Consider the following 25,970-nt stretch of genomic DNA (forward strand, 5'->3'; position numbering starts at 1 on the left):
TCGATATACAGAAGGCTGGTGCCGTCCTCGGCCTCATGGGCCAGATGGGCATCCCAGATCTTGTCGTAAAGCGTCTTCGCTGCGGTCATGGCGGGTCTCTCCCGAGAATGTATGGCGGTCTGATCAGATGGCGGTGCGGGACAGGTCAGGCACCAAGGCGGGCCGTGGCCGTGCGGGCCTGCCCGTAAAAGCGCCACGGCAGGCGCGCGCGGTCGTCCATGTTGAAGATGCCGATCATGCAACGGGCCATAGCCGCTTGGCGCGATCTGTTCAAGCTTCGGGCGCTGCGCCGGACCGGCCGGGAAGGGGTTTTGTTGATCCGATGCGCGGGCCGGAGCGTATCCTTGGGCAAATGGAGACCCATGATGCCGAAACTGATCCAGACCCTGCACCTGTCGCTGGCTACCGGCCTTCTGGCCGCCTCGGTCGCCGCCGCCCCCGAGGCGCAGATGTACAAGGGCTATGAAACCCCAGCCTACACGGTGGTCGAAAGCGATGGCCCGATCGAGATCCGCGACTACGCCCCCCATCTCAGTGCCGAGGTGACGGTGGATGGCAGCCGTAGCGGGGCCGCGAATCGCGGGTTCCGAGTGCTGGCCAACTATATCTTCGGCGGCAACGAAGCCGACCAGAAGGTCGCGATGACCGCGCCGGTGGCGCAGGTGCCGGGCCTTCCCGACGGTGTTTCGGGCAGCGGACCCGGGGTAGACGGTCTCTGGACGGTGCGGTTCATGATGCCGCGCGAGTTCGATGCCGAAAGCCTGCCGCGACCGGAAAACCCCGCGATCCGGATCACCACGACGCCCGGCGACCGACAGGTGGTGATCCGCTTTTCCGGCCGCTGGACCGACAGCGCCCTGCGCGAACACGCCGCCACCCTGCAGGCCTGGGCAAGCGACCGCGACCTGACCCTTGCGGGGCCGCCGCGCTTCTATTTCTACGACGCGCCCTTCACCCTGCCGGTCAACCGCCGTAACGAGGTCGCCTATCGCCTGCAATAGCTGCGCTGCGGCATTGGCGGGCGATCATTGAGATTTCATGTGTCCGATGTTATGTTGAAAGGGTCAGGTACCGGTTGGCGGTGCCCCTAGAAGGAGTGCAAACCCTGTCTCGAATCGACCAAGCGGTCCCCGTTGGGACAGCCCATCCGGCACCTTCCGATGTTTCTCTTTCGGCGCAAAGCGACGAAACGCTTGCCCGAATCCTCTCCTCCCTCTCCGAAGACAAGGCCGAAGACGTGATATCGATCGATCTGCGTGGACGCTCCGAAATGGCCGATCACATGGTGATCGCCACCGGGCGCTCGTCGCGGCAGGTTGCGTCGATGGCCGAAAAACTGATCGACCGGCTCAAGCATGATCTGGGCGTCAGCTGCAAGGTCGAGGGCAAGGATCAGGGGGATTGGGTGCTCATCGACGCGGGCGATGCCATCGTGCATCTGTTCCGTCCCGAGGTGCGGGAGTTCTACCAGCTCGAAAAGATGTGGATTGCCCCCGGTTCGGCCGAAGGCTGAGCGAAAAGGGGATTTCGGGTGAAGGTATCGTTGTGTGTTGTGGGCCGCCTGCGCGGCGGGCCCGAGAAAGATCTTGTCGATACATATCTGGAGCGGTTCACCCGCAGCGGGCGGCAGCTGGGGCTGGGTCCGGTGCAGGTGCTTGAGGTCGAGGATCGCAAGGGCGGTGGGCCTGCGGGCGAGGCCGCGCTGCTGGACAAGATCTGCCCGGCGGGGGCCGTGCGGCTGGCGCTGGATGAGCGCGGGCGGCAGATGACCTCGCCCGAATTCGCCGATCTGCTGGCCGAATGGCGCGATGCGGGCAACAGCGAACTGGCGATCTTCATTGGCGGGGCGGACGGGTTCGAGCAGGGGTTTCGCCACGGCTGCGACCGCTGGATGTCCTTCGGGCCGATGGTCTGGCCGCATATGCTGGCCCGCGTGATGATCGCCGAGCAGCTGTATCGCGCGGCCTCGATCCTCGCCGGGTCTCCCTACCACCGCGAATAGATGCGCGCCCTGCCCGATCCGGGGTGTGACCGCACGCCGAAGGCGCGCCGGGCCCAACGGGACGCCGGGCCTGACAAGGCCCAAGTCCGGGCGGGAGTTCCCCTTGCACCCCGGTCCTTGCGCCGCGATACCGGGAGCAGCCCTGCGACCCGAGGATCCCACCGCCTGCCATGACCCCGCATCTGTTTTCCTTCGGACACGGCTATTCCGCCCGTGCCCTTTCCCGCCTGCTGCGGACCGAGGGCTGGCGCATCACCGGCACCACGCGTTACGCGGCGAAAGCCGAGGCGCTGCGGGCCGAGGGGATCGCGCCGCTGGTGCTGCCGGGCGACGACTCGGCCCCGGCCCTTGGCACGGCCACGCATCTGCTGGTTTCAGCGGGACCGTCGGCGGCGGGCGACCCGGCCCTTGCCGCGCTTCGTCCCGCGCTGGACGCGGTCGCCCCAGCTCTGAAATGGATGGGGTATCTGTCCACGACCGGCGTTTACGGCGACCACGCGGGCGGCTGGGTGGACGAAGACACCCCCCTGACACCGGCCACCAAACGCGGCCAGCTTCGGGTCGAGGCCGAGGCCGCCTGGCAGGCCTTTGCCGCTGAAACCGGGCTTCCCTTGCACATTTTCCGCCTGGCGGGCATCTATGGCCCAGGACGTGGCCCCTTTGCCAAGGTGCGTGCCGGCACCGCGCGGCAGATCATCAAGCCGGGGCAGGTGTTCTCGCGCATCCACGTCGACGATATCGCGCAGGTTCTTGCCGCCTCCATCGCCCGGCCCAACCCCGGCGCGATCTACAACCTGTGCGACGACGACCCGGCCCCGCCACAGGACGTGCTGGCCCATGCCGCGCATCTGCTGAACCTGCCCGAGCCGCCGCGCGAGGATTGGGACAGTGCCGAGATGACGCCGATGGCGCGCAGCTTCTATGCGGAAAGCAAACGGGTGCGGAACGACCGCATCAAGGACGAGCTTGGCGTCACCCTGAAATATCCCGACTATCGCGTCGGTCTTGCCGCGCTGCTGGCCGAGGAAGAGGCCGGCTAGGCCCGCCGCAGCCGGTTCAGCCCCATCTGCACCGCCCAGAGCAGCAGCAGGAACACCAGCCCCGAGACGAAGGTCACGCCGTAGAACACCGCCCGCTCTGACAGCACCATGTCGTTCAGGAACGGATAGGGCAGCCCGCTTGTGACGCTGCCCACCGGCTCGGCATTCAGCGGATGCACCACGCCCTCGGCCCAGACCACATAGGCCAGCACCAGCACCCCCAGCCACAGCGCCACCCGCAGCGGCCGCCGGAAGGCGCGCTTGATCCACAGCACGTCGATCCATTGCAGCAGCGGCCCCAGCAGGTGCAGGTAATATTCGCGGTAGGCGACGATCTGCTTGTCGCCCATCACCAGTGTCGGATCGGTGAAATACAGCCGCCAGTAGGACACCACGACGATCATGTTGACCACCGCCACCACCGAAACGAAAACCTCGGCCCGCGGTCCGGGGCGGCCAAAAGCAGGCACCAGCATCAGCGCTGCCGCAACAAGGCTGCCGGTCAGCCCCCAGATGGTCAGATAGCGGAATTGCCAGCCGAATTCGGCCATGTTCCCGAAATCCTCCACCCGGAAGCGGTCGGCGAAATAGAAGGCCGCCAGAGCCAGAACGACAAGGCGATAGATCAGAACGGGGCGAGACATGGGCAGCTCCGGCAGGCGCACTGAGGATCAGGCCACCGTAGCAGGAACGCAGGGACAGGCCAGAGGGGAGGATCGGAGACCCGCCGCGTGCGAGCGTGTGGGCGCACACCCACGGCATTGCGCCGCCTCTGGCCTGTTGCGCTACCATAGCGTGTATCGTCACCATATGGGAGTCGGGGTTTCCGGATGTTGAATGGGTCGATGCGGTTTCCCGTGGGGGTCTATTCGGTATCCGCGAAATAGTCTTCGTCGATGCTTCGGATGTGCACTGTTCTGCGCCGCCGAACCCCGACCTCGTATTGAATCATCTTGTTGGCAAGGTCCCGACCATCAATCAGAACAATGCGATGCTGAACTTTTTCCACATAGCTTAACGCTTGCTTGGAGAAGCTTGATGTTGTCACGAACACACCTTTGCTGGCCGCAACACCGGTCAATGATCCGACGAAGGCCTGCAGAGCTTCCCGACCGACCTTGTTGTCCGGACTGTACCGCTTGGCCTGAATGTAAATTGCATCCAGGCCGAGGCTGTCTTCATCGATAATCCCTTCGAAACCGCCATCGCCGGATGCGGGGGTTTCCCGGTACATCTGGTCCTTGCCACCGCCGAACCCCATGGCACGCAACAGATCCAGGATGAGCCTTTCAAAGCGCGCCGGGCTGAGCGCCAGAACTTCTTGCAGGAGGTTTTCGGCCAGAACCGAATTCAGAAGCTCTGCCGAGTCCAGAAGAAGCTCTTCGGGTGTACTGCCGGTTTCGATTGCCGGGTGCTCGTCCTTGTCCGCAACCGGTCTGTCTGCGGGGTCGTGGCGCTTCCCCGAGGACTCCAGCCAATCCGCAAAGCTGGACACTTGCTTCAACACTTGATTGTCGATGCGGTCCGGATGGTCCTGAAGAACCTTGCGACCGAAATCCGTTATCACATGCGTGTTTCGTTTCGGACTTTCCAGACAGCCGGCTTTGGAAAGATAGGTGCGGGCCCAATGGGCGCGGTCGCTCAACACGGTCTTCTTGCCACTGGGAAGCATTTCGGAGGCTTCCTCGTCCGTCAGGGCCAATTCCGCCTTCAGGTACGGAAGGGTATCGGAAACCTTCGTTGCGCCCTTTTCAAATGCGGCAAGAACCGGCCGCATCAACCTCTGATAATCTGGAACTGAAATAACCCTATCCTCGGATCGCCTTTGAAATCTGCTCTACCCCCAGCACATCCAGCACGCGGGCCTCGATGTCTTCAGCGTTCATGGCGGCGCTGGCGTACATGTCGGCGGGGCTGGCCTGGTCGATGAAGGTGTCGGGGAAGACCATCGAGCGGTACTTGAACCCACGGTCGAACACCCCTTCCTCGGCCAGAAGCTGTGCCACATGGCTGCCGAAGCCGCCGATGGCGCCTTCCTCGATGGTGATCAGCGCCTCATGATCGGCGACCAGTTGCAGGATCAGGTCGCGGTCCAGCGGCTTGGCAAAGCGGGCATCGGCCACGGTGGGCGAGATGCCGCGCGCCATCAGACCTTCGCGCGCCTTCATGACCTCGGACAGGCGCGCCCCGAAGGACAGGATCGCCACGCGCGCGCCCTCGGCCATGATGCGGCCCTTGCCGATCTCCAGCGGCTCGCCACGCTCGGGCATGTCGACGCCCGCGCCTTCGCCGCGCGGGAAGCGGAAGGCCGAGGGGCGGTCGTCGATGGCGGCGGCAGTGGCCACCATATGGACCAGTTCGGCCTCATCGGCGGCGGCCATCACCACCATGTCGGGCAGATTGGCCAGAAAGGCGATGTCGAAGCTGCCCGCGTGGGTCGGCCCGTCGGCGCCCACCAGCCCGGCGCGGTCGATGGCAAAGCGCACCGGCAGGCGCTGGATCGCCACATCGTGCACCACCTGATCGTAGCCGCGTTGCAGGAAGGTGGAATAGAGCGCGCAGAAAGGCTTCAGCCCCCCCGCCGCCAGGCCGGCGGCAAAGGTCACCGCGTGCTGCTCGGCGATACCCACGTCGAAACAGCGGCTGGGATAGCGTTCGGCAAACAGGTTCAGGCCGGTGCCATCGGGCATGGCGGCGGTGATCGCGGCGATGCGATCATCCTGCGCGGCCTCTTTCAGCAGCGCATCGGCAAACACCTTTGTATAGCTGGGCGCGTTCGACGGGGCCTTCTTCTGGGTGCCGGTGGCCACATCGAACTTGGCGGTGGCATGACCCCGGTCGCGGCGGCCCTCGGCGGGGGCATAGCCCTTGCCCTTCTTGGTGATCGCATGGATCAGGATCGGCCCCTTGGCGCGCGCCTTGACCGTGCGCAGCACCGGCAGAAGCTGGTGCAGGTCGTGCCCGTCCACCGGCCCGATGTAGGAAAAGCCCAGTTCCTCGAACAGGGTACCGCCGACGACCGTGTGTTTCAGCAGATCCTTGGCCCGCCGCGCGCCCTCCTTGAAGGGTTCGGGCAGCAAGCTTACGGCGCCCTTGGCGGCGGATTTCAACTCCTGATACGGCTCGCCCGCATAGAGACGGTTCAAATAGGACGACAGCGCCCCCACCGGCGGGGCAATCGACATGTCGTTGTCGTTCAGGATGACGATCATCCGCTTTTTCAGGTGACCGGCGTTGTTCATCGCCTCGAAGGCCATGCCTGCGGACATCGACCCGTCGCCGATCACCGCGATGGCGTCGCCGATGCCATGGTCCGGCGCCCCGCCCAGATCGCGCGCCGCCGCGAACCCGAGCGCCGCCGAGATCGAGGTCGAGGAATGCGCCGCCCCGAACGGGTCATAGGGGCTTTCGGCCCGCTTGGTGAATCCCGACAGCCCGCCCTTCTGGCGCAGGGTGCGGATACGCTCGCGTCGCCCGGTCAGGATCTTGTGCGGATAGCACTGGTGGCCCACGTCCCAGATGATCTTGTCGCGCGGCGTATCGAACACCGCGTGCAGCGCCACGGTCAGTTCGACCACGCCCAGACCCGCGCCCAGATGGCCACCGGTTTCCGACACCGCGCTGATGGTCTCGGCACGCAACTCCTTGGCCAGCCGCACCAGTTCGGTGTCTGTGAAGGCCTTCATGTCGGCGGGGGTTTCGACCCGATCCAGAAGCGGTGTCGACGGGCGCTCGGTCATGATCTGTCCTTTGGCGGCTCAGTGTCTGCGGGAAATAACGAAACGCGCCGCTTCCCGCAAGGTTTCGGCCTGTGCGCCATAGGGCGCAAGGGCTGTTTCGGCGTCTTCGACCAAGGTGCGGGCGCGGTTGCGGGCGCCCTCCAGCCCCAGCAGGCTGACGAAGGTGGCCTTGCCGGCGGCCTCGTCCTTGCGCAGGCGTTTGCCCGCAGCCTCGGCATCGCCCTCTACATCCAATATGTCGTCGGCGATCTGAAAAGCCAGCCCGAGGGCGGTGGAATAGCGGGTCAGGGCCGCAGGATCTGCCCCGGCCAACCGCGCCCCAGCCTCGGCGGACCAGCGGATCAGCGCGCCGGTCTTGTTGGCCTGCAGGGCGGTGATCTCCTCCAGCGTCAGGGCGCGCCCGGCGGTTTCGGCGGCAATGTCCTGCGCCTGTCCCAGTACCATCCCCTCGATCCCCGAGGCTTCTGCCAGGCTTGCCAGAAGATCCACGCGGCGTGCCGGGTCCGCGGCCATCTCGGGCCGTGTCAGCAGTTCGAACGCCAGTGTTTGCAGGGCATCGCCGACCAGAACCGCGATGCCTTCGTCCCATTTTCGGTGCACCGTGGGCAGGCCGCGCCGCAGGTCGTCGTCATCCATGCAGGGCAAATCGTCATGGACCAGCGAATAGGCGTGCAGACATTCCACCGAAGCCGCCGCATACTCCGCCTGCGCCGGATCGACCCCGTGCAGCCGCGCGCTTTCCAGCACCAAAAACCCGCGCAGCCGCTTGCCGCCCCGGCTGGCAAAGGCCATGGCCTCGGCCACCGGGCCCTGATCGCCGATCCGCGCAAATTCCGCGTCCAGCCGCGCCTGAATGCGGTTGGCGGCCAGCGCCATTGCCTGTTGAAACACGCGGCTACTGCCCAGTGACCGGGGTCAGACCGACAGCCTCGCCATCCTCGTTCTGCTGGATCGCGGCAATCTTTTCCTCGGCGGCTTTCAGCCGCGCCTCGCAGTGCTTCTTCAGGGCCGCGCCGCGCTCGTACAGCTTGATAGAATCGTCCAGCGAGACCTCGCCGGCCTCAAGCTTGCCAACCACGTCTTCCAGCGCCTTCATCGCTTCCTCGAAGCTCAGTTTTTCCACCGGGGTGTCAGTCATTGCCCTGCCTTTCCTGTCCTCGTGCCATCATGACGGCCACATAGGCCGTGACGCTTTCCGATAATGCGGTCAGGTCATAGCCGCCTTCCAGCACCGAGACCAGTCGCCCGGCGCAGATGTCGCTGGCCACGTGGCACAACCGTTCGGCGATCCAGGCGAAATCTTCGGTGCCTAGCGCCATCTGCGCCAGCGGATCGGCCGCATGGGCGTCGAACCCCGCCGAGACAAGGATCAGCTCTGGCCGGGCCTGCAGCAAGGCCGGCAGCACCCGTTCCTCGAAAATGGCGCGATAGGCCGTGCCATCGGTGCCCGGCGGCAGGGGAAGGTTCAGGATCTGGCCGTGCGCACCGCGTTCGTTGCGCATGCCGGTGCCGGGATAGAGCGGGCTTTGATGGGTCGAGATGAAGGTGGCCCGCGCCTCTTCCCACAGCAGGTCCTGGGTGCCGTTGCCGTGATGCACATCGAAATCCACCACCGCCACACGGCTCAGGCCGCGCGCCTCCAGCGCGTGTTTGGCCGCGATCGCGACCGATCCGAACAGGCAGAATCCCATCGCCGTGGCCCGTTCCGCGTGATGGCCGGGCGGGCGCAGGGCGCAGAAGGCGTTGGTGACGTCCCCGTCCAGCACGGCATCCACGGCGGCGATGGCGCCCCCGGCGGCCCGCAGCCCGGCCTCGTAGGACCCCGCCATCACATGGGTGTCGCCGTCCAGCGCGACCCAGCCCTGGTCCGGCGCGGCCGAGGCCACCCGATCCACGTAACCCGCCGGATGGCAGCGCAGCAGATCGGCGCGCGCGGCGGGCGGGGCACTGCGCCGGTCCAGCGCGTCGAACGCGGGCGCCGACAAGGCGCGCTCAATGGCCAGCATCCGCTCCACCCGTTCGGGGTGGCCGTCCGGGGTGACATGCTCAAGCGAGGCGGGATGGGTGAAAAGCGCCGTGGTCATGGCCGCAGCCTAGGCAGGGGCACGGGCGGGCGCAACGGCCCGTGGCCTGCAACCGGCGGTCCCATCGGACAGCGCGTCGCGCCGCCACGGGCGCGGGCCCCGCACCGGCGTCAGCCGGGGTGGGGGGCAGGGGAATGCCGCGTCAGCGGCTCCACCGGATCGGTCAGTCCGCCACCAGCATGTAGCCGGCGCCGCGCACTGTCTGCAGATAGCGGGGCTGTTTCGGATCGGCCTCGATCTTGCGGCGCAGCCGGGTGATCTGCACATCCACCGCCCGTTCCTGTGCCTGCCCGGTGTCGCGGCCCAGTTCCTCGACCAGTTGCGCCCGGCTCACCGGCTCCCCCAGGCGTGACGAGAAGATGCGCATCAACTGGCTTTCGGTGGCGGTCAGGCGGATCATCTCGGTCCCGGCCCACAATTCGCAGCGATCCTGATCGAATCGTATCGGACCAAGGGTCAGCACCTGCAGGCCCTGGGTTTCCGGTTCCACCGGCGGAACCCGGCGCAAGATGGCGTTGATTCGCAGCAGCAGTTCCTTGGGTTCGAACGGTTTGGCCAGATAGTCGTCGGCCCCGGCCTCCAGCCCGGCGATCCGGTCCGAGGTTTCGCCTTTGGCGGTCAGCAGCAGGATCGGCGTCGCGATCTCCTCGCGCAGGGATCTGGTCAGGGCGATCCCATCCTCGCCGGGCATCATCACGTCCAGTACGATCAGATCGAATTCCAGCCCCGCCAGCAGTCGTCGGGCGTGGGCCGCGTCGCGGGCCGCCGTCACCCAGAATCCGTTGCGGCTGAGGAACTTCTGCAACAGGCCGCGAATCCGCTCGTCGTCATCCACGATCAGCAGATGGGTTTCGGGCTGCGATCCCATGAACCTACTCCTTCAGGCTGTGGAAATGTTTCTTGTTCTCGGCGTCCATCATGGCCTCCAGAACCTTGCGAAAGCCAGCCACGGCTTCCGGACCCGCATCGCGAAAGGCCGCCCGCACGCGCGCCTGCTGGGCATCGGCCAGCTTGCGTTCCAGGCTGGTGCCGCTGGGGGTCAGGTATAGGTGCCGCTCGCGCTTGTCGCGCTGGCCCACCCGGCTTTCCACCAGCCCGTCATCGACCAGCGAGCGCAGCACCCGGTTCAGCGACTGTTTGGTGACGCCCAGAATGCCCAGCAGGTTGTTCACCGTGGTGCCCGGACTTCGGTTCACGAAATGCAGGGCGCGATGATGCGCCCGCCCGTAGCCGTATTTCTCAAGGATTCGATCCGGGTCCGAGGTGAACCCGCGATAGGCGAAGAACATCGCCTCGATTCCCTTCCGCAGCTGCTCATCCGTGAGATAAAGCAGTTTCTCGCCGCTGTGCCCGTCCATGTTACCGCTCGATCACTTTTCAGGAATTGCCCCGATTTTACGTCAGCCTTGTTGACTTTCCAAGACTCAACCGCTACCTCCCTTCCTGAAATTGCGCAATATTTAGTCCGCTTCGGACCTGAGATGCGCAACTTTTGACAATCCCCGAACGGGCCGCATGAAAAGGATGGAATGATGGCGGGTGGCTACGACGATCGCGACGGCAAAATCTGGCTGGACGGAACCCTGGTGCCGTGGCGCGATGCCAAGGTACATATCCTGACCCATGCGATGCACTACGCCTCTTCCGTGTTCGAAGGCGAGCGTGCCTATGGCGGCAAGATCTTCAAATCGGTGGCGCATTCCGAACGGCTGAAACGATCGGCCGAGCTGATCGACTTCCAGGTGCCCTGGACCGTCGAGCAGATCGAAGAGGCAAAATACGCCACCATGAAGGCCAACGGCCTGTCGGATGCCTATGTGCGCGCCATTGCCTGGCGCGGCGCGGGTGAAGACATGGGCGTCGCTTCGGCCCGCAACCCGGTGCGTCTGGCCGTGGCGGCCTGGGAATGGGGCGCCTATTATGGCGATGCCAAGATGAAGGGCGCCAAGCTGGACATCTCCAAGTGGAAACGCCCGTCGCCGGAAACCATCCCCTGCCATGCCAAGGCCGCCGGTCTTTACATGATCTGCACCATGTCCAAGCACGCGGCCGAGGCCAAGGGCTGTTCGGATGCGATGATGTTCGACTATCGCGGCTATGTGGCCGAAGCCACCGGCGCCAACATCTTCTTCGTGAAGGATGGCGAGGTGCACACGCCGCTGCCCGATTGCTTCCTGAACGGGCTGACCCGGCAGACGGTTGTCCAGATGCTGAAGGAAAAAGGCATCACCGTGCATGAACGCCACATCATGCCCGAGGAGCTGGAAGGATTCGAACAGTGCTGGCTGACCGGCACCGCCGCCGAGGTCACGCCGGTGGGCCAGATCGGGGATTACACCTTCGAAGTCGGCGCCCTGGCGCGCGACATCTCGGACTCCTACGAAAAGCTGGTGCGCGCCTGACACACACCGCCCATCGCGGCACAAGGCAAGTATGGCGCCCGTCGGGGCGCCATTTTCATTTCAGGGCCGAGGGTCAGGCGGTATAGCCGCGCTCGATCCGCGCGAAGGCCCGCATCATGTTTTCGGCGGTGCGCTGCTTGGGACGGCGTTGCAGCAACAATGTCTCCCGCCGGGGCCCCGTCTCCTTTTCAATGCGCGAAAAAGACAGCTTCATCCCTGACGTGGTCCGGGCTTTGGTGTGGTCCAGAACATGGCGTCTCATGGCAATCTCCTGATCGATTGGGGTGCTCACCCTAGCATGATTCCGGCCGATTCCGAAATACAACCTAACCTTGCGGTGTCATGGTCTCGCGCGACTTGGCGCGCTGCAACCCAAGGTGGCGTTCGCGCAGGATGATGATGACCCCGGCGGCAATCACCACCGAGGCGCCGATCAGCACCTGCGGCGTCGGAATCTCCTGGAACACGAAATAGCCGATCACCAGCGATACCAGCATCGAGGCATATTCGAACGGCGCGATCAGCGAGGCCTCGGCAAAGCGGTAACTTGAGGTCAGGAAGATCTGCCCGAAGCCGCCCAGCAGCCCCGCCACCACCAGCAGCCCGACGATCGGCGCCGGCGGCAGCACCCAGCCGAAGGGCAGCGTCAGCAGGGCCAGTACCGAGGATGTCACCGAGAACCAGAAGACGATGGCGCTGGTCTGTTCGACCTGCACCATGTTGCGGATGTGGATCTGCGCCAGCGAGGCGAAACAGGCGCTCATCAGCACCAGAAGCGCGCCCAGGGCCTCGCGGTCGGCCACCCCGCCGGGGGTGATTGTCAGGCGCGGGGCCAGGATGATGCCGACCCCGACAAAGCCGATGATGACCGCCGAAAAGCGGAAGATGCCGACGTTTTCCTTCAGGAACATGGCGGCGAAGATCACCACCAGCAGCGGCATGGTATAGCCAAGGGCAATCGCCTCGGGCAGCGGCAGATAGGCCAGCCCGGCAAAGCCCAACCCCATGGCGGCGGTGCCCACCACGCCGCGCAGCACATGGGCGGTGGGGCTTTTGACACGCAGCGCGCCCTGCAGTTTTCCCTGCCAGATCACCCAGGCCAGGATCACCGGCAGGGCAAAGAACGACCGGAAGAACACCGCCTCGCCGGGCGGTACGCCTTCGGCGGCGGCGGCCTTCACAAGGCTGGCCATGATGACGAATGACAGCACCGCGATCAGTTTGTACAGAATGCCGCGAAACGGCTGGTGCGGGGGGGCGGAAACAACACTCATGTGGCGGTTCTATCCGGTTTCCCCACGCGCGACGATCCCGATGGGCTGGTTTTTTCGCGGTCCGGTCTCAAGCCCGTTCCGCCCGGCCCCTGCATAGCGACAGGGTTAACCGGCAGAAGGGCCGCCGGGCAGGCGCGCCAGTGCCCATTGAACCGCGTCCCGCACCGTCGGGCATGGATCCTGCACCAGATTTTCCAGGACGGGTCGGAGCACGGCATCGCCGCTGTTGCCGATGGCGTAAACCACGTTGCGGATGAATCGGTCCCGCCCGATGCGTTTGATCGGAGAGCCGCTGAATCGCGCCCGGAACCCGGCATCGTCCAGTCCGGCCAGTTCGGCCAGCGGTGGCGCGCGCAGATCGTCGCGCGCGGCATAGCGAACCTCTTGTGCGGCTACCGCGAACTTGTTCCACGGGCAGGCGGCCAGGCAATCGTCGCAGCCGTAGATGTGGTTGCCCAGTCCGGGCCGCAGGTCTTCGTCCACCGGGCCCTTGTGTTCGATCGTCAGGTAGGAAATGCAGCGCCGCGCATCCAGTTGGAAGGGCGCCGGGAAAGCATCGGTCGGGCAGACATCCAGACAGGCGGTGCAACTGCCGCAGTTTTCGCGCGCTGGGGCATCGACGGGCAGGGCCAGGGTGGTGAAGATCGCCCCAAGGAAAAACCAGTTGCCCAGATCGCGGCTGAGCAGGTTGGTGTGCTTGCCCTGCCAGCCCAGCCCCGCCGCCGCCGCCAGCGGCTTTTCCATCACCGGGGCGGTATCGACGAAGACCTTGATCTCGGCGTCCGCCGCTTCGGGCTGCGCCAGCAGCCAGCGGCCCACGCGTTTCAGCCGCTTCTTGACGATGTCATGGTAGTCGCGGTTCTGGGCATAGACGCTGATCGCGGCACGGTCAGCCTGCTCCAGCACCGCGCGCGGATCGTGATCGGGCGTATAGGGTTCGGCCAGCATGATGACGCTTTGCGCCGCGGGCCACAGGGCGTCGGGCGCGCCGCGCCACTGCATCCGTTCGGCCATCCAGCCCATCTGCCCGTGCCGCCCTTCGGCCACGAACTGCGCCAGCCGGTCGGCGATCTCGGGCACCGCATCGGGGCGGCAGATGCCCATGTCGGCAAAGCCCTCTGCCAGCGCCTCGTCGCGCAGCGCGGCCTTCAGGGCCTCGGGGTCGCGTGATGCCTTGGCCATGGTCCCGCCCGTTCTGTTCGGGCCGCGCGGCCCGGCGTGTCAGAAATCCAGATCGGAATAATGCAGTGGTGGTGGAAATCCCGCCACCATGTCGCGCAGCAGGGGCCGATAGGCCGGGCGCGACTTGATCTTGGCGTACCAGTCCTTCAGCACCGCGCTGCGGTTCCAGTCAACGTCCGAGGTATAGTCCAGCACCGAAAGCTGCGCGGCGGCGGCGAAATCGGCCGCCGTCATCACGTCGCCCGCCAGCCAGCGGCGGCGGTCCAGCAGTTCGCCCATATAGTCGAGGTAGAACTTGATCCGCATCATCCCGTCCTTGACGTTGCGGCTGTCGGGCTGGCCGGCGCCGGTGATCTTCTTCATCACCCGCTCGCCCAGGATCTTGACCGAGACCTCGTGATAGAAGCTGTCGTCGAAGATCCCCACCAGGCGGCGCACCTCGACCCGTTCACGCGGATCGCCGGGCATCAGGGCCGGGGTGGGATAGACCTCTTCCAGGTATTCGCAGATCGCGTTGCTCTCGCTCAGCACCAGCCCGTCGATCTTCAGCACCGGTACCCGCCCCACAAGGTTGCGGGCCAGATGATCGGGGGATTTTTCCCAGAATTTCTCTTCCTGCAAATCCGTGTCCAGGCGTTTCTCGGACAGGGTCAGGCGCACCTTGCGGCTGAACGGGCACAGCGGGTGATGATACAGGACGGTCATTGCGGCTCGGGTGTCAGGAGTTTCCTTCGTCTTGCCGTGAAGACGGGGGCAGATCAACCGCTGAAACAGTCGGCGCGACCATCGCGCCGGATTGTCGCCGCCCCATCGGCGATGGAGGCCGCCCGACGGCGCATGCTGGCCGAGGGGTTCGAGGCCGAGCGTTCCTTGGGATTGGGCAGCACGGCGGCCAGCCGTGCGGCCTGTGTGGCGCTCAGCTTGTCGGCGCTGACCCCAAAGTACCAGGGTGCCGCCGCCCCCACACCGAAAACGCCCGCGTCGAATTCGGCGACGTTCAGATAGACCTCCAGGATCCGCTTCTTCGACCAGACCAGTTCCACCGCCGGGGTCAGCAGCGCCTCCAGCGCCTTGCGCGGCCAGCTGCGCCCCTGCCACAGGAAGACGTTCTTCACCACCTGCTGGCTGATCGTCGAGCCGCCGCGCGTCAGCCCGCCGTCGATGGCCGCGCGCAGGGCGGCCATGTCGAACCCCCAGTGGGTGCAGTAATTGGCATCCTCGGCAGCCACGGCGGCGCGCGCCATCACCGGGGCAATGTCCTCGATGTCGCGCCAGTCATACCGGATCTCGCCCAGACGCGCGCGCTCGCTCAGCATGTAGGGGGTGGTGGGGATCGGCACCACCGCATAGGCGGCCAGCACCCCGCCCAACAGGACCAACACGAGCAAAGGCGCCAGCCGAAGCCAGCGCCAGATCCGGCGCCCGCGCGCCGCTTTGGGGGTCGTTTTCCGTTTCGTCACAGCCGGACCCTATCGGCCCGCACAGGGCGCGCCAAGACGCGGGTGTCAGCGCCGACGCCGCAGGGCGCCCAGCCCCAGCAGCGCCACGCCCAGCAGCCCCGCCGCGCCCGGCAGTGGCACCTGCGACACTGACCAATCGCTGGCCGCCACCCGATAAGTGCCGCCCAACCCGCCATAGACCGAATCGTACAGCGGGCTCATCGCGTAATCCGGCGGCCCGTCCAGCGCATCCAGATCCCACGACAGCAGCTGATAGGTGGGCCCGAAGGTGAAGCTGATCGCACTGCCCGCCACCGCGTACAGCGGGAACGAAAAATTCCACGACACGATCCCGGCGGTCTGGTTGTTCGGATCGCCCGGACCGTTGATGCCATAGAATTGCACGGTTTGGCCCGCGAAACTCCCGCCATAGGCGGCCTCGCTCAACACGATATCGCCGAAGAAGGCCGGGTAGAACGGCCGCCCCGGATCCTGTGGCCCGGACACAAGGGGCATGTCGGCGCCCTGATAGTTCAGCTTCAGGGAAACCGCCTGGGCCTGCGTCGCCAGCGCGATCAGCAGGGCAGAAAAAATGAACTTCAGTTGCATGATCTTTCTCCAATACTGATGTCACACTGACGGGTCGCGGCGCGTGTGTCTTACCCGTCCGCGCCTTCCAGCAGTTTCCTCAGCGCCTCTTCATTGTCGTGGCTCAACGAGGTCTGCAGAACCCTGCCCTTGTTGCGGAAGTCCTGAAGGTTCTCCAGAACCTTGTCGCCGGTGACCTTCTTCAGCAGGATGAAGACCTGGCTGCCGCCCGGCGTCAGGCTCTCGCCCATTTCCTTCATGAACTTGTCGTTCACGCCCAGATCGGTCAGCGCGCCCGACACCGCGCCGGCCCCGGCGCCGGCGGCCACACCAACCAGCGGGTTCAGGAACAGGACCCCGATCAGCAGGCCCCAGAACGAGCCGCCCACGGCCCCGGCGGCGGTCAGGTTCATCGCCTGATGCAGCTTGACCTTGCCCTTGTCATCCTTGGTGACGACAACGGCGTCCTCCATCTCCAGCAGGTATTCCTTCTGCAATTTCGCCAGTTCGGCGCGCAGTTCGAACCCCGTGGCTTCGTCGTCAAAGGCAACCACAATCAAATCGGCCATATGAAATTTCCCTGTTGTTCGTCATTCGGCACGGTTGAATCCGCCCGCCGCCACAAAAACCGTGAGTCGGGGCCGGGTCAAGGCCCGAGGCACGAGCGGCCTTGAGGCGGGCGCGACTCATTTCCCATTCTGGAAAGGGCCTGTTTGCGGCAGACCTGCCCGCAAACAGGCCTCTCAGCAGAAGAGTCCACCGTCGCCACGGGGCCGCACTTCAGCGGAATTGCGCGCAGCCGCCCGCCAAACGCAGGCAGGCGCGGGCGAATGCCCGCGCCTGCCACGCCCAACGCTCTGCGATCGGCAGATCGTCCAAGGGGCGGGAGCCGCCCCTGGCGGTCTACTCGGCCGGCACCGCTTCTGCCGGGATGCCCAGCGGATGCGGCAGATGCACCAGCATCTCCTTGGGACAGATCTGCAGGAAGTTGGCCTTCTCCACGTCCCAGTGCTGCAGGATGTCGGCGGCCTTGCGGCTGCCGGTTTCCGCCAGATGCCGCTCGACCAGGCCCTTCAGCTGGGTTTCCCAATGATCCTGGGTCACCGGGCAGGTCACCAGGGTCTCCATGTTCATCACGGCCGGGGCCGCGCCCTCGGGATCGTAGAGATAGGCCATGCCGCCGGTCATCCCGGCGCCGAAGTTGGCGCCGATGGTGCCCAGGATCACCGCGATCCCGCCGGTCATGTATTCACAGCCGTTCGAGCCGCAGCCCTCGATCACCACCGTCGCGCCCGAGTTGCGCACGGCGAAGCGCTCGCCCGCGCGCCCGGCGGCAAACAGGTAACCGTCGGTGGCACCGTACAGCACGGTGTTGCCGATGATGGTGTTCTTCGACGCCACCAGCGGGCTGACCTGCTGCGGCTTCACCACGATGGTGCCGCCCGACAGGCCCTTGCCGACATAGTCGTTGGCATCGCCCTGCACTTCCAGCTTCAGCCCCGGTGCCGCAAAGGCCCCCAGCGACTGGCCGGCCGAGCCGGTCAGCTTCACCGTCAGGTGGTCGGGCTGCAGCGAATTGCGCATCCCGAAGCGCCGCACGATGTGGCTGGAGGTGCGGGTGCCCACCGTCCGGCGGGTGTTCTGCACCGCATAGGACAGCTGCATCTTCTCGCCGTCCTGCAGGAAACGCGCCGCATCCTCGACGATCTCGGCGTCCAGCGTGTCGGGCACCGGGTTGCGCGGCTTGTTGCGGTCGTATTTCGCGTCCTTGGCGCCATCGACGGTGATCAGCAGCGGGTTCAGATCCAGATCGTCCAGATGCGCAGACCCACGGCTGACCTGGCTGAGAAGATCGGCGCGGCCGATGATCTCGTCCAGCGTGCGCACGCCCATGTCGGCCATGATCTCGCGCACCTCGGTGGCGTAGAAGGTGATCAGGTTGACCACCTTGTCGGCCGAGCCGGTGAACTTGGCGCGCAGGCTTTCGTCCTGCGTACACACGCCCACCGGGCAGGTGTTGGACTGGCACTGGCGCACCATGATGCAGCCCATGGCGATCAGGGCAGCGGTGCCGATGCCGTATTCCTCGGCCCCCATCAGCGCGGCGATGACGATGTCACGCCCGGTGCGCAACCCGCCGTCGGTGCGCAGGGTGACCCGGTTGCGCAGCTTGTTCATCGACAGAACCTGATGCGCTTCGGTCAGGCCCATTTCCCACGGCAGGCCGGCGTATTTGATCGAGGTCGCGGGCGAGGCCCCGGTGCCGCCATTGTGCCCCGAGATCAGGATCACGTCGGCCTTGGCCTTGGCCACCCCGGCGGCGATGGTGCCGACACCCGAGGAGGCCACCAGCTTCACCGTCACCTTGCAGCGCGGGTTGATCTGCTTCAGGTCGTAGATCAGCTGCGCCAGATCCTCGATCGAATAGATGTCGTGGTGCGGCGGCGGCGAGATCAGCGTCACGCCCTTGGTGGAATGGCGCAGCCGCGCGATCAGATCGGTGACCTTCATGCCCGGAAGCTGGCCGCCCTCGCCGGGCTTTGCGCCCTGGGCCACCTTGATTTCAAGCTCTTCGCACTGGTTGAGGTATTCGGCGGTGACGCCGAACCGGCCCGAGGCCACCTGCTTGATCTTCGCCGACGGGTTGTCGCCGTTGGGCTCGGGATGGAAATGCGCCGGATCCTCGCCGCCCTCGCCGCTGTCGGACTTCGCACCGATACGGTTCATGGCCACGTTCAGGGTCTTGTGCGCCTCGGGGCTCAGCGCCCCCAGCGACATGCCCGGCGTCACGAAACGCTTGCGGATCGAGGTGATGCTTTCCACCTCTTCGATCGGCACTGGCTTGCCCAGCGGCTTGATGTCCAGCAGGTCGCGCAGGTGGATCGGCGGGTTCGACCGCATCTTGGCCGAATACTGCTTCCACATCTCGAACGAGGCCCGGTCACAGGCCGATTGCATCATGTGCATGGACTGCGCTTCCCAGGCGTGGGTCTCGCCGGTGCGGCGCGCCTTGTAGAAACCGCCGATGGGCAGCACGTCCTGGCCGCCGCGCCAGCCCTTGGCATGGACCTGTTCCAGCTTGCGCTGGATGCCGACCACGCCGATGCCGGAAATGCGGCTGTGCATGCCGGGGAAGAACTCGGCGCACATGGCGCGGCTCAGGCCCACGGCCTCGAAGTTCAGGCCGCCGCGATACGAGGAAATCACCGAGATCCCCATCTTCGCCATGATCTTCAGAAGGCCCTGGTCGATGGCATTGCGATAGCGCGCCACCGCTTCGGACAGCGACATCTCCAGCAGGCCGCGCTCGATGCGGTCGGCCAGGCTGTCCTCGGCCAGATAGGGGTTCACCACCGTCGCACCCGCGCCGATCAGCACCGCGAAGTAATGCGGGTCGATACATTCCGCCGATTGCACGCAGATCGAACAGAAGGTCCGCAGCCCCTTGTCGGTCAGCCCGCTGTGGATCGCCGAAGTCGCCAGGATCATCGGCATCGGCACCCGGTCTTCATTCTGGTGAATGTCGGTCAGGATCAGATGGCCGGCGCCCGAACGCACGGCCTCTTCGGCCTCGTCCCGGATGCGGTTGAGGCATTTGCGCAGGGCGCGGTCGCCGCCGCCGGCGGGGAAGGTACAGTCGATCTCTTTCACCGGCGCGTTGAACTGGCGCTTGAGCTCCTCGAACTGGGCGTTGCCCACGAAGGGGCTGTCCAGCACCAGGATCTCGGTCTGGCTGCTGTCCTCGTCCAGCACGTTCTTGAGGTTGCCGAAGCGCGTCTTCAGGCTCATCACGCGGTATTCGCGCAAGCTGTCGATCGGCGGGTTGGTCACCTGGCTGAAGTTCTGCCGGAAGAAATGGCTCAGGGGGCGGTATTTCTCGGACAGCACCGCCGACGGCGTGTCATCGCCCATCGAGGCCAGCGCCTCCTTGGCATCCTCGGCCATGGGCGTGAGGATCTGTTCCAGTTCCTCGATGCTGTAGCCCGCCGCGATCTGCCGCTTGCGCAGCTCGGCGCCCGAGAACACGGCGGTTTCGGCCAGCCCGTCCAGGGTTTCGCTCAGATCGTTGATCTTGCCGACCCAATCGCCGAACGGCTGTGCCGCGGCCAGACGGTTCTTGATCTCGGTGTCGTGGTAGAGCTTGCCGTCGGTCATATCGACGGCGATCAGCTGCCCCGGACCCAGCGCGCCCTTTTCCACCACGGTGGCTTCATCCACCGGCACCATGCCCGCTTCCGATCCCGCGATCAGCAGGCCGTCGCCGGTCACCACATAGCGCATCGGGCGCAGCCCGTTGCGGTCCACCCCGGCACAGACCCAGCGGCCATCGGTCATGGCCAGCGCGGCCGGACCGTCCCAAGGCTCCATCACCGAGTTGCAGTAGGAATACATGTCGCGCCACGCGGGCGGCAGTTCCACCGCCTGCTTGGACCAGCTTTCCGGTACCAGCATGGTTTTCGCCATCGGTGCCGAGCGTCCGGCCCGCACCAGAACCTCGAATACCGAATCCAGCGCGGCGGAGTCCGACGACCCCTGCCGCACGATCGGCTTGATGTCCTCGGCCAGGTCGCCAAAGGTCGCCGAGGCCATGCGGATCTCGTGGCTTTTCATCCAGTTGATGTTGCCCTTCAGCGTGTTGATCTCGCCGTTGTGCGCCAACATGCGGAACGGCTGGGCCAGCCACCACTGCGGGAAGGTGTTGGTCGAATAGCGCTGGTGGTAGATCGCGAAGGCGGATTCAAACCGGTCGTCCATCAGGTCGGGGTAGAATTCCGCCACCTGCTCGGCCAGCATCATGCCTTTGTAGATGATCGACCGGCAGCTGAGCGAACAGATGTACAGCTCGCCCACGCCCTGCGCGGCGGCGGCTTTCTCGATCCGGCGGCGGATGACGTAAAGCTCGCGCTCGAAGGTTTCCTCGTCGACGCCCTTGTTGTTGGAGATGATGATCTGCTCGATCTCAGGGCGGGTCGCATTGGCTTTTTCGCCAAGGCAGGAAATATCCACCGGCACATGGCGCCATCCGTAGATGTAATAGCCCATGCGCAGAACCTCGGCCTCGACGATGGTCCGGCAGGTTTCCTGCGCGCCGAAATTGGTGCGCGGCAGGAAGACCTGGCCCACGGCAATCAGCTGATCCATGTTCGGCTCGTGGCCGGTGCGGCGGATCTGGTCGTAGAAGAACGGGGCCGGGATCTGAACGTGAATGCCCGCACCGTCGCCGGTCTTGCCATCCGCATCCACGGCGCCCCGGTGCCAGATCGCCTTCAGGGCAGTGATGCCCGATTCGACCACCTGCCGCGACGGGGTGCCATCGACGCTGACCACAAGGCCGACGCCGCAGTTGGCTTTCTCTTCCTCGGGCAGATACATGCCCTGTTCCGCCAGAAAGGCGCGCTGTGCTTCTTGCTGGGCCACCCAGGCCTGATCGAAATTGGTCATGTGGGGTCTCCCGGATTGGAGGCGGCGACCATCGCAAGAATGTCGGCCTCGGTCATTTTCTTGGTGTCACCGGCAAAGGCATGGCCCGCCGGCTTGTGGTCGATGTAGACCTCGGATGTCAGGGTCAGCCCTTCCAGGCTGTCCAGCGTGCCCGCGGTGACGGACATCATGCCGTGCATCGGGCCGGGGGCGGTCAGCCGCCAGAACAGGTTGCTGCCGCAAGTGCCGCAGAACCCGCGCTCGGCCCAGTCGGACGAGCAGTAGGTGCGGATGTTGTCTTCGCCCTCGAAGGTCACGCCGCCGGGCGGCACCTGAAGGCCCAACTCGATTCCGCCGGTCCAGCGGCGGCATATGCCGCAATGGCAGGCACCATAGCTTTCGGGCGCTTCGGCGAGGGTGTAACGGACTGCGCCACACAGGCAGCTGCCGGTTGTCGAAGCCATCGCTCAGTCCTTTCCGTTGCAGGGCCGAAACAGGTCAAACTGTCTGACCCGGTTCGGGACAGGCCGGCCTTGGCGGCCAGCCCGGAAGCCATACGTCTGCCATACGCGGGCCAGACGTTTTCCAGCGCGGCTTATTCTGCCGCCACCGACGCGGATTTCGCGTCGAATGTTGCCAGCATCGCGTCGGCCGCCTCGCGTCCGTCGCGGATGGCCCAGACCACCAGCGAGGCGCCGCGCACGATATCGCCGACCGCGTAAACATCATCCATCGCGGTCTGATGGGTGCGGAAATCGGCCTTCACGGTGCCCCAGCGGGTCACTTCCAGATCCGGCTGGCCCCAAAGCGTCGGCAGGTCTTCCGGCTCGAACCCAAGCGCCTTGACCACCAGGTCGGCCTCTTCCACATAGTCCGCGCCTTCGATCAACTCGGGCATCTGGCGGCCGGTGGCATCCGGCGCGCCCAGGCGCATCTTCTGCACCATGACACCGCTGACCGGATCGCCGGCAAAGCCCTTGGGCGCCGACAGCCAGACGAATTCCACGCCTTCTTCCTCGGCATTGGCCACCTCGCGTTGCGAGCCCGGCATGTTGGTCCGGTCGCGGCGGTACAGGCATTTGACGCTTTCGGCGCCCTGCCGCACGGCGGTGCGCACGCAGTCCATGGCGGTGTCGCCGCCGCCGATGACCACGACCTTCTTGCCTGCGGCGTTCAACTCGCCGCTTTCGTATTCGGCGACAGTGTCGCCAAAGCCGACGCGGTTCGAGGCGGTCAGGTAGTCGATGGCGCGCACGATGCCCTCGGCGCCCGAGCCGGGGCCTTGCAGATCGCGGGTCTTGTAGACGCCGGTGGCGATCATCACAGCATCATGTGCCTTGCGGATGTCGGCAAAGGAAATGTCCTCGCCCACGGTGCAGTTCAGCTTGAAGGTGACGCCGCCCTGTTCCAGCTGCTCGATGCGCTGCATGACGACGGGTTTTTCCAGCTTGAAACCGGGGATGCCATAGGTCAGCAGCCCGCCGGCGCGGTCGTAGCGGTCATAGACCGTGACCTGCACACCCGCGCGGCGCAGACGGTCGGCCGCGGCCAGACCACCGGGACCCGCGCCGATGATGCCGACGCTCTCGCCGCGTTCCGCCGCCGGAACAATGGGCTTGACCCAGCCTTTTTCAAAAGCGGTGTCGGTGATGTATTTCTCGACCGAGCCGATGGTCACGGTGCCATGGCCCGACTGTTCAATCACGCAATTGCCTTCGCACAACCTGTCCTGCGGGCAGATGCGGCCGCAGATCTCAGGGAAGGTGTTGGTCGCCTGGCTGAGTTCATAGGCTTCCTCAAGCCGCCCTTCGGCGGTCATGCGCAACCAGTCGGGAATGTTGTTGTGCAAAGGGCAATGCGTCTGGCAATATGGCACGCCACACTGGCTGCACCGGCTCGCTTGCTCTTCCGCCTTCTGCGCGGCAAATTCCGCGTAGATTTCACCGAAGTCCTGGTTGCGAAGATTGGGCGCACGCTTTTCAGGCATGTCCCGTGCTACGGACACAAACTGAAGCATCTTTTGCTTGGCCATCCCGTTACCTCGCTCGTCTGGGGTCAGGGGCCTTTTAGTAGGGAGAAGAGGAAATGAAAAGTCATAAGTAGTGACCTATTTTCCCCGTTGCGCCTGCGGCAATGCAGCATCCTGAGGTCGGAAGTCCGAAATGTAAGTCATAACTACTAACATACATTTCAGAACTTCTTGCTTTTTCAATATCTTACGAGTTCCCTTCCAAAGTCCGGATCCCAGATATATGTCCCTGTTTCACCTTCTTCTGATCGCCGTCATCCAGGGCGTGACCGAATTCTTGCCCATTTCCTCGTCGGGCCACCTGATTCTCCTGCCGAATCTGACCGGCATGGACGATCAGGGCCTGGCCATCGACGTGGCCGTTCACGTAGGCACTTTGTTCGCCGTGATCCTGTATTTCTGGCCCGACGTGAAGCTGGCCGCGGTAGGAACACTGCGGTTGCTGCGAGGGCGGATCGACACGCCGGGGGCGCGGCTGGCCTTCCTGCTGGCGGTGGCGACGGTGCCGGTGGTGATCGTCGGGCTGATCCTGAAGGTCACCGGGCTGAACGACGCCATGCGCTCGGTCGCGGTGATCGGCTGGACCATGCTGGTGTTCGGCATCGTTCTGTATGTCTTCGACCAGAGGGGGCCCAAGGTTCGTAAGGCCGAAGACTGGACCCTGCGCGATGCCGTCGTCATGGGGCTGTGGCAGGTGCTGGCGCTGATCCCTGGCACCTCTCGGTCGGGCATCACCATCACCGGCGCCCGTGCCCTGGGCTATACGCGGGAGGATGGCGCCAAACTGGCCATGCTCATGTCGATCCCGACCATTGCCATGGCAGGCGGGCTGCTGACGCTGGACGTGATGGCGCATTGGGACCCCACACTGGCGCTGGATGCGGCCATTGCGGCGGTCTTCGCCTTCGGCTCGGCGCTGCTGGCGCTGATACTGATGATGCGGTTGCTGAAGTCGGTCAGCTTCACGCCCTATGTGATCTACCGGGTGATCCTGGGGCTGATCCTGCTGGGCATCGCCTATAGCTGACAGGACAAGGGCGGCCGTGAAGACCGCCCCGTGATCCGTGCCAAGAGTGCCGGATCAGGCTTTCATGTCCTTGGCGGATTCGGTCAGCTCTTCGTACTGGCCGGTGGGACGGAAGCGCCACAGGTAGTCATCCAGCACTGCACCGTACGCCACCGGCGTAATGCCCAGATCGGCCAGCCCCCGCGCGCCGTCCGAAACCACGTTGTCGTTGCGCAGGTTGCGCACCTGGTCGGCGGTCAGCATCTTGTTCTCGATCAGGCCCATGCCGATCTTCTGCGCCAGATCCAGACTGGCGCCCATGATACCGGCGATCCAGAAGGGTGTATTCACGATCAGGCGGCGGCGGCGGATGACCTTGAGCATGTCCTGCATCAGGTCGCGGAAGCTGGCCACATCCGGGCCGCCCAGTTCATAGACGCCGGGGGCGGCGGCGCCGGTCACGCCCATGACAGCAGCTTCGGCCACGTTGTCCACATAGACCGGCTGAAATTTCGTGTCGGCACCCACCAGCGGCAGCACCGGGCCAAATCGTGCCATGCTGGCAAAGCGGTTGAAGAAACCGTCCTCGGGTCCGAACACGATCGACGGCCGCAGGATCACCGCATCCGGCTGATGCTCCAGCACCGCGGCCTCGCCGGCGGCCTTGGTGCGGGCATAAGCGCTGTCGCTGTCCGCATCGGCCCCGATGGCCGACACGTGCACCATGCGCGAGATCCCGGCCTCAGCAGCCAGCCGTGCCACCCGGCCCGGCCCTTCGACCTGGACCTCGTCGAACTTGTTCTTCCCGAATTCGTTCAGAATACCCACGCAGTTCACCGCCGCCTCGGCCCCGCCCAGAACCGAGCGCACCGAGTCGTCGTCGCGGATGTTGCAGAACACCGGTTCGACCTGACCGACGACGCCATAGGGCTTCACGAAAATCGCCTCGTTCGGGCGCCGCACCGCCACGCGCACGCGGTAACCTTCCTTGGCAAGGCGGCGCACGATATAGCGCCCGACAAAGCCCGATCCCCCGAAAACAGTCACAAGTTGCGTCATCTCTGGCCTCCGCGCATTTCCCTTTGGGATGTATCGCCCGGACCCCTCCCCGGCAAGGCGCATCGCGTCGCGGCGGGACCGGAAGGCCTGCGCAGAGATTTTTTCAGAAAGTTTCGCACCCCGTGTTGACACCCCCCCGCAGCAAGTCTAAACGCCGCTTCCACGACACCTGCCCAGGTGGCGGAATTGGTAGACGCGCTAGCTTCAGGTGCTAGTGTCCGTATGGACGTGGAGGTTCGAGTCCTCTCCTGGGCACCAAAGTCCTCAGCATATCTGAATGTAATCAGTGGGTTAGGTGGGGCGTTTGCCTGCCGGCCCCATTTGGAAAATTTGGTGAAAGGCGTCGCTTGGCAGTGATACTGTTCGAGGCTCGTTCGAAGAACGTCGACTCATGCGGGTGTACAGTCGAGTTTTGAGTCCCTTGTGGAATCCGCGCTTGAGCAGAGGGTGAACCGTCAGGCACTGCGAAATACTGTTCGGCCACTCGGTAAACGGTCTCTTGCAACGCTCAACTCAATGCCCGTCGCGGGAAATCCGTAGGCACAGTTGCGTCGCCGATTTCAACGCCTCGTCGTGTCTGCTGAATGGTAAAGCTACGCCGAGGGCCGTCTTGCCTCACCGGTATTTCTCGTCGGCCATGATGCGTTCGATGAGGTCGGCGTCACATTGCTCGTCGCAGAGGAACTCGCGGATCCCGCCATCCC

General features: G+C 64.9%; 25 protein-coding genes and 1 tRNA gene. 7 read left to right on the plus strand and 19 right to left on the minus strand.

Annotated features, from left to right (window positions below):
• Window positions 1–365: 365 nt before the first annotated feature.
• The 4 genes from AB0T83_RS18255 (at window position 366) to AB0T83_RS18270 (ending at window position 3,042) form a co-directional block, all read left to right on the plus strand.
• The gene (locus AB0T83_RS18255; RefSeq protein WP_366194661.1) at window positions 366–1,001 is read left to right on the plus strand and encodes an SOUL family heme-binding protein; all 636 of its coding nucleotides are present in this window, start codon (window positions 366–368) and stop codon (window positions 999–1,001) included.
• Between the two features lie 80 nt (window positions 1,002–1,081).
• Window positions 1,082–1,513, plus strand: a complete 432-nt coding sequence (gene rsfS, locus AB0T83_RS18260) for a ribosome silencing factor (protein ID WP_494516549.1) — start codon at window positions 1,082–1,084, stop codon at window positions 1,511–1,513.
• 18 nt (window positions 1,514–1,531) lie between these two features.
• Window positions 1,532–2,002 (plus strand): 23S rRNA (pseudouridine(1915)-N(3))-methyltransferase RlmH, encoded by a 471-nt coding sequence (rlmH, locus tag AB0T83_RS18265; protein ID WP_193143098.1) that lies wholly within the window; start codon window positions 1,532–1,534, stop codon window positions 2,000–2,002.
• A 170-nt stretch (window positions 2,003–2,172) separates the two neighbouring features.
• Complete coding sequence (locus AB0T83_RS18270) at window positions 2,173–3,042, plus strand: SDR family oxidoreductase (protein WP_366194662.1); 870 nt, start codon at window positions 2,173–2,175, stop codon at window positions 3,040–3,042.
• Here the strand turns inward: AB0T83_RS18270 and AB0T83_RS18275 are convergent.
• The 8 genes from AB0T83_RS18275 to AB0T83_RS18310 all read right to left on the minus strand — a co-directional run bounded on the left by AB0T83_RS18275 (window position 3,039) and on the right by AB0T83_RS18310 (window position 10,224).
• The gene (locus AB0T83_RS18275) at window positions 3,039–3,686 is read right to left on the minus strand and encodes an androgen-induced gene 1 family protein (RefSeq protein ID WP_366194663.1); all 648 of its coding nucleotides are present in this window, start codon (window positions 3,684–3,686) and stop codon (window positions 3,039–3,041) included. The genes AB0T83_RS18270 and AB0T83_RS18275 overlap by 4 nt on opposite strands.
• 221 nt (window positions 3,687–3,907) lie before the next feature.
• Window positions 3,908–4,819 (minus strand): restriction endonuclease, encoded by a 912-nt coding sequence (locus AB0T83_RS18280; RefSeq protein WP_366194664.1) that lies wholly within the window; start codon window positions 4,817–4,819, stop codon window positions 3,908–3,910.
• A gap of 31 nt (window positions 4,820–4,850) precedes the next feature.
• Window positions 4,851–6,782 (minus strand): 1-deoxy-D-xylulose-5-phosphate synthase, encoded by a 1,932-nt coding sequence (dxs, locus tag AB0T83_RS18285; RefSeq protein ID WP_366194665.1) that lies wholly within the window; start codon window positions 6,780–6,782, stop codon window positions 4,851–4,853.
• Between the two features lie 18 nt (window positions 6,783–6,800).
• On the minus strand, window positions 6,801–7,658 hold the full coding sequence (locus tag AB0T83_RS18290) for a polyprenyl synthetase family protein (RefSeq protein ID WP_366194683.1): 858 nt from the start codon (window positions 7,656–7,658) through the stop codon (window positions 6,801–6,803).
• A gap of 19 nt (window positions 7,659–7,677) precedes the next feature.
• Window positions 7,678–7,920 carry an exodeoxyribonuclease VII small subunit gene (locus tag AB0T83_RS18295; protein ID WP_366194666.1) on the minus strand — a complete coding sequence of 81 codons (243 nt, stop codon included), beginning with the start codon at window positions 7,918–7,920 and terminating at the stop codon, window positions 7,678–7,680.
• Entirely contained in the window at window positions 7,913–8,866 is a 954-nt protein-coding gene (locus AB0T83_RS18300; RefSeq protein WP_366194667.1) for a histone deacetylase family protein, read from the minus strand. Before AB0T83_RS18300 ends, AB0T83_RS18295 begins: the two co-directional genes overlap by 8 nt.
• Window positions 8,867–9,029: 163 nt before the next feature.
• On the minus strand, window positions 9,030–9,734 hold the full coding sequence (locus AB0T83_RS18305; RefSeq protein ID WP_366194668.1) for a response regulator: 705 nt from the start codon (window positions 9,732–9,734) through the stop codon (window positions 9,030–9,032).
• Window positions 9,735–9,738: 4 nt separating this feature from the next.
• Window positions 9,739–10,224 carry a MarR family winged helix-turn-helix transcriptional regulator gene (locus AB0T83_RS18310; protein ID WP_366194669.1) on the minus strand — a complete coding sequence of 162 codons (486 nt, stop codon included), beginning with the start codon at window positions 10,222–10,224 and terminating at the stop codon, window positions 9,739–9,741.
• A gap of 174 nt (window positions 10,225–10,398) precedes the next feature.
• Here AB0T83_RS18310 and AB0T83_RS18315 point away from each other — a divergent pair, with 174 nt between their 5' ends.
• A complete protein-coding gene (locus AB0T83_RS18315) occupies window positions 10,399–11,268 on the plus strand; it encodes a branched-chain amino acid aminotransferase (protein WP_366194670.1) in 870 nt (289 codons plus the stop codon).
• A gap of 73 nt (window positions 11,269–11,341) precedes the next feature.
• Here AB0T83_RS18315 and AB0T83_RS18320 read toward each other — a convergent pair whose 3' ends face one another.
• The 10 genes from AB0T83_RS18320 to AB0T83_RS18365 all read right to left on the minus strand — a co-directional run bounded on the left by AB0T83_RS18320 (window position 11,342) and on the right by AB0T83_RS18365 (window position 23,204).
• Window positions 11,342–11,530: a hypothetical protein gene (locus AB0T83_RS18320; RefSeq protein ID WP_366194671.1), complete on the minus strand. Its 189-nt coding sequence runs from the start codon at window positions 11,528–11,530 to the stop codon at window positions 11,342–11,344.
• 64 nt (window positions 11,531–11,594) lie between these two features.
• Window positions 11,595–12,542: a DMT family transporter gene (locus AB0T83_RS18325; protein WP_366194672.1), complete on the minus strand. Its 948-nt coding sequence runs from the start codon at window positions 12,540–12,542 to the stop codon at window positions 11,595–11,597.
• A 105-nt stretch (window positions 12,543–12,647) separates the two neighbouring features.
• Window positions 12,648–13,724 (minus strand): tRNA epoxyqueuosine(34) reductase QueG, encoded by a 1,077-nt coding sequence (gene queG / locus AB0T83_RS18330; protein ID WP_366194673.1) that lies wholly within the window; start codon window positions 13,722–13,724, stop codon window positions 12,648–12,650.
• Window positions 13,725–13,763: 39 nt separating this feature from the next.
• Complete coding sequence (locus tag AB0T83_RS18335) at window positions 13,764–14,429, minus strand: glutathione S-transferase family protein (RefSeq protein WP_366194674.1); 666 nt, start codon at window positions 14,427–14,429, stop codon at window positions 13,764–13,766.
• 53 nt (window positions 14,430–14,482) lie between these two features.
• Window positions 14,483–15,184, minus strand: a complete 702-nt coding sequence (gene mtgA, locus AB0T83_RS18340) for a monofunctional biosynthetic peptidoglycan transglycosylase (protein WP_435891191.1) — start codon at window positions 15,182–15,184, stop codon at window positions 14,483–14,485.
• 45 nt (window positions 15,185–15,229) lie between these two features.
• Window positions 15,230–15,772 (minus strand): hypothetical protein, encoded by a 543-nt coding sequence (locus AB0T83_RS18345; RefSeq protein ID WP_366194675.1) that lies wholly within the window; start codon window positions 15,770–15,772, stop codon window positions 15,230–15,232.
• A 50-nt stretch (window positions 15,773–15,822) separates the two neighbouring features.
• Window positions 15,823–16,320 (minus strand): DUF1269 domain-containing protein, encoded by a 498-nt coding sequence (locus tag AB0T83_RS18350; protein ID WP_366194676.1) that lies wholly within the window; start codon window positions 16,318–16,320, stop codon window positions 15,823–15,825.
• Between the two features lie 334 nt (window positions 16,321–16,654).
• On the minus strand, window positions 16,655–21,193 hold the full coding sequence (gltB, locus tag AB0T83_RS18355; protein WP_366194677.1) for a glutamate synthase large subunit: 4,539 nt from the start codon (window positions 21,191–21,193) through the stop codon (window positions 16,655–16,657).
• Window positions 21,190–21,636 carry a GFA family protein gene (locus tag AB0T83_RS18360; protein WP_366194678.1) on the minus strand — a complete coding sequence of 149 codons (447 nt, stop codon included), beginning with the start codon at window positions 21,634–21,636 and terminating at the stop codon, window positions 21,190–21,192. Before AB0T83_RS18360 ends, gltB begins: the two co-directional genes overlap by 4 nt.
• 131 nt (window positions 21,637–21,767) lie before the next feature.
• Window positions 21,768–23,204, minus strand: coding sequence for an NAD(P)-dependent oxidoreductase (locus AB0T83_RS18365; protein WP_366194679.1), 1,437 nt, complete (start codon window positions 23,202–23,204; stop codon window positions 21,768–21,770).
• 220 nt (window positions 23,205–23,424) lie between these two features.
• Between AB0T83_RS18365 and AB0T83_RS18370 the strand changes: the two genes are divergently transcribed.
• Window positions 23,425–24,228: an undecaprenyl-diphosphate phosphatase gene (locus AB0T83_RS18370; RefSeq protein WP_366194680.1), complete on the plus strand. Its 804-nt coding sequence runs from the start codon at window positions 23,425–23,427 to the stop codon at window positions 24,226–24,228.
• A gap of 54 nt (window positions 24,229–24,282) precedes the next feature.
• On the opposite strand, the gene AB0T83_RS18375 is transcribed toward AB0T83_RS18370, so the two are convergent.
• On the minus strand, window positions 24,283–25,266 hold the full coding sequence (locus tag AB0T83_RS18375) for a complex I NDUFA9 subunit family protein (protein ID WP_366194681.1): 984 nt from the start codon (window positions 25,264–25,266) through the stop codon (window positions 24,283–24,285).
• 171 nt (window positions 25,267–25,437) lie between these two features.
• On the opposite strand from AB0T83_RS18375, the gene AB0T83_RS18380 reads away from it, so the two are divergent.
• Window positions 25,438–25,524: transfer RNA gene (locus AB0T83_RS18380), tRNA-Leu, on the plus strand.
• The last annotated feature ends 446 nt before the right edge of the window (window positions 25,525–25,970 follow it).

The sequence above is a fragment of the Meridianimarinicoccus marinus genome, assembly GCF_040689105.1.
Lineage (GTDB): Bacteria > Pseudomonadota > Alphaproteobacteria > Rhodobacterales > Rhodobacteraceae > Meridianimarinicoccus > Meridianimarinicoccus marinus.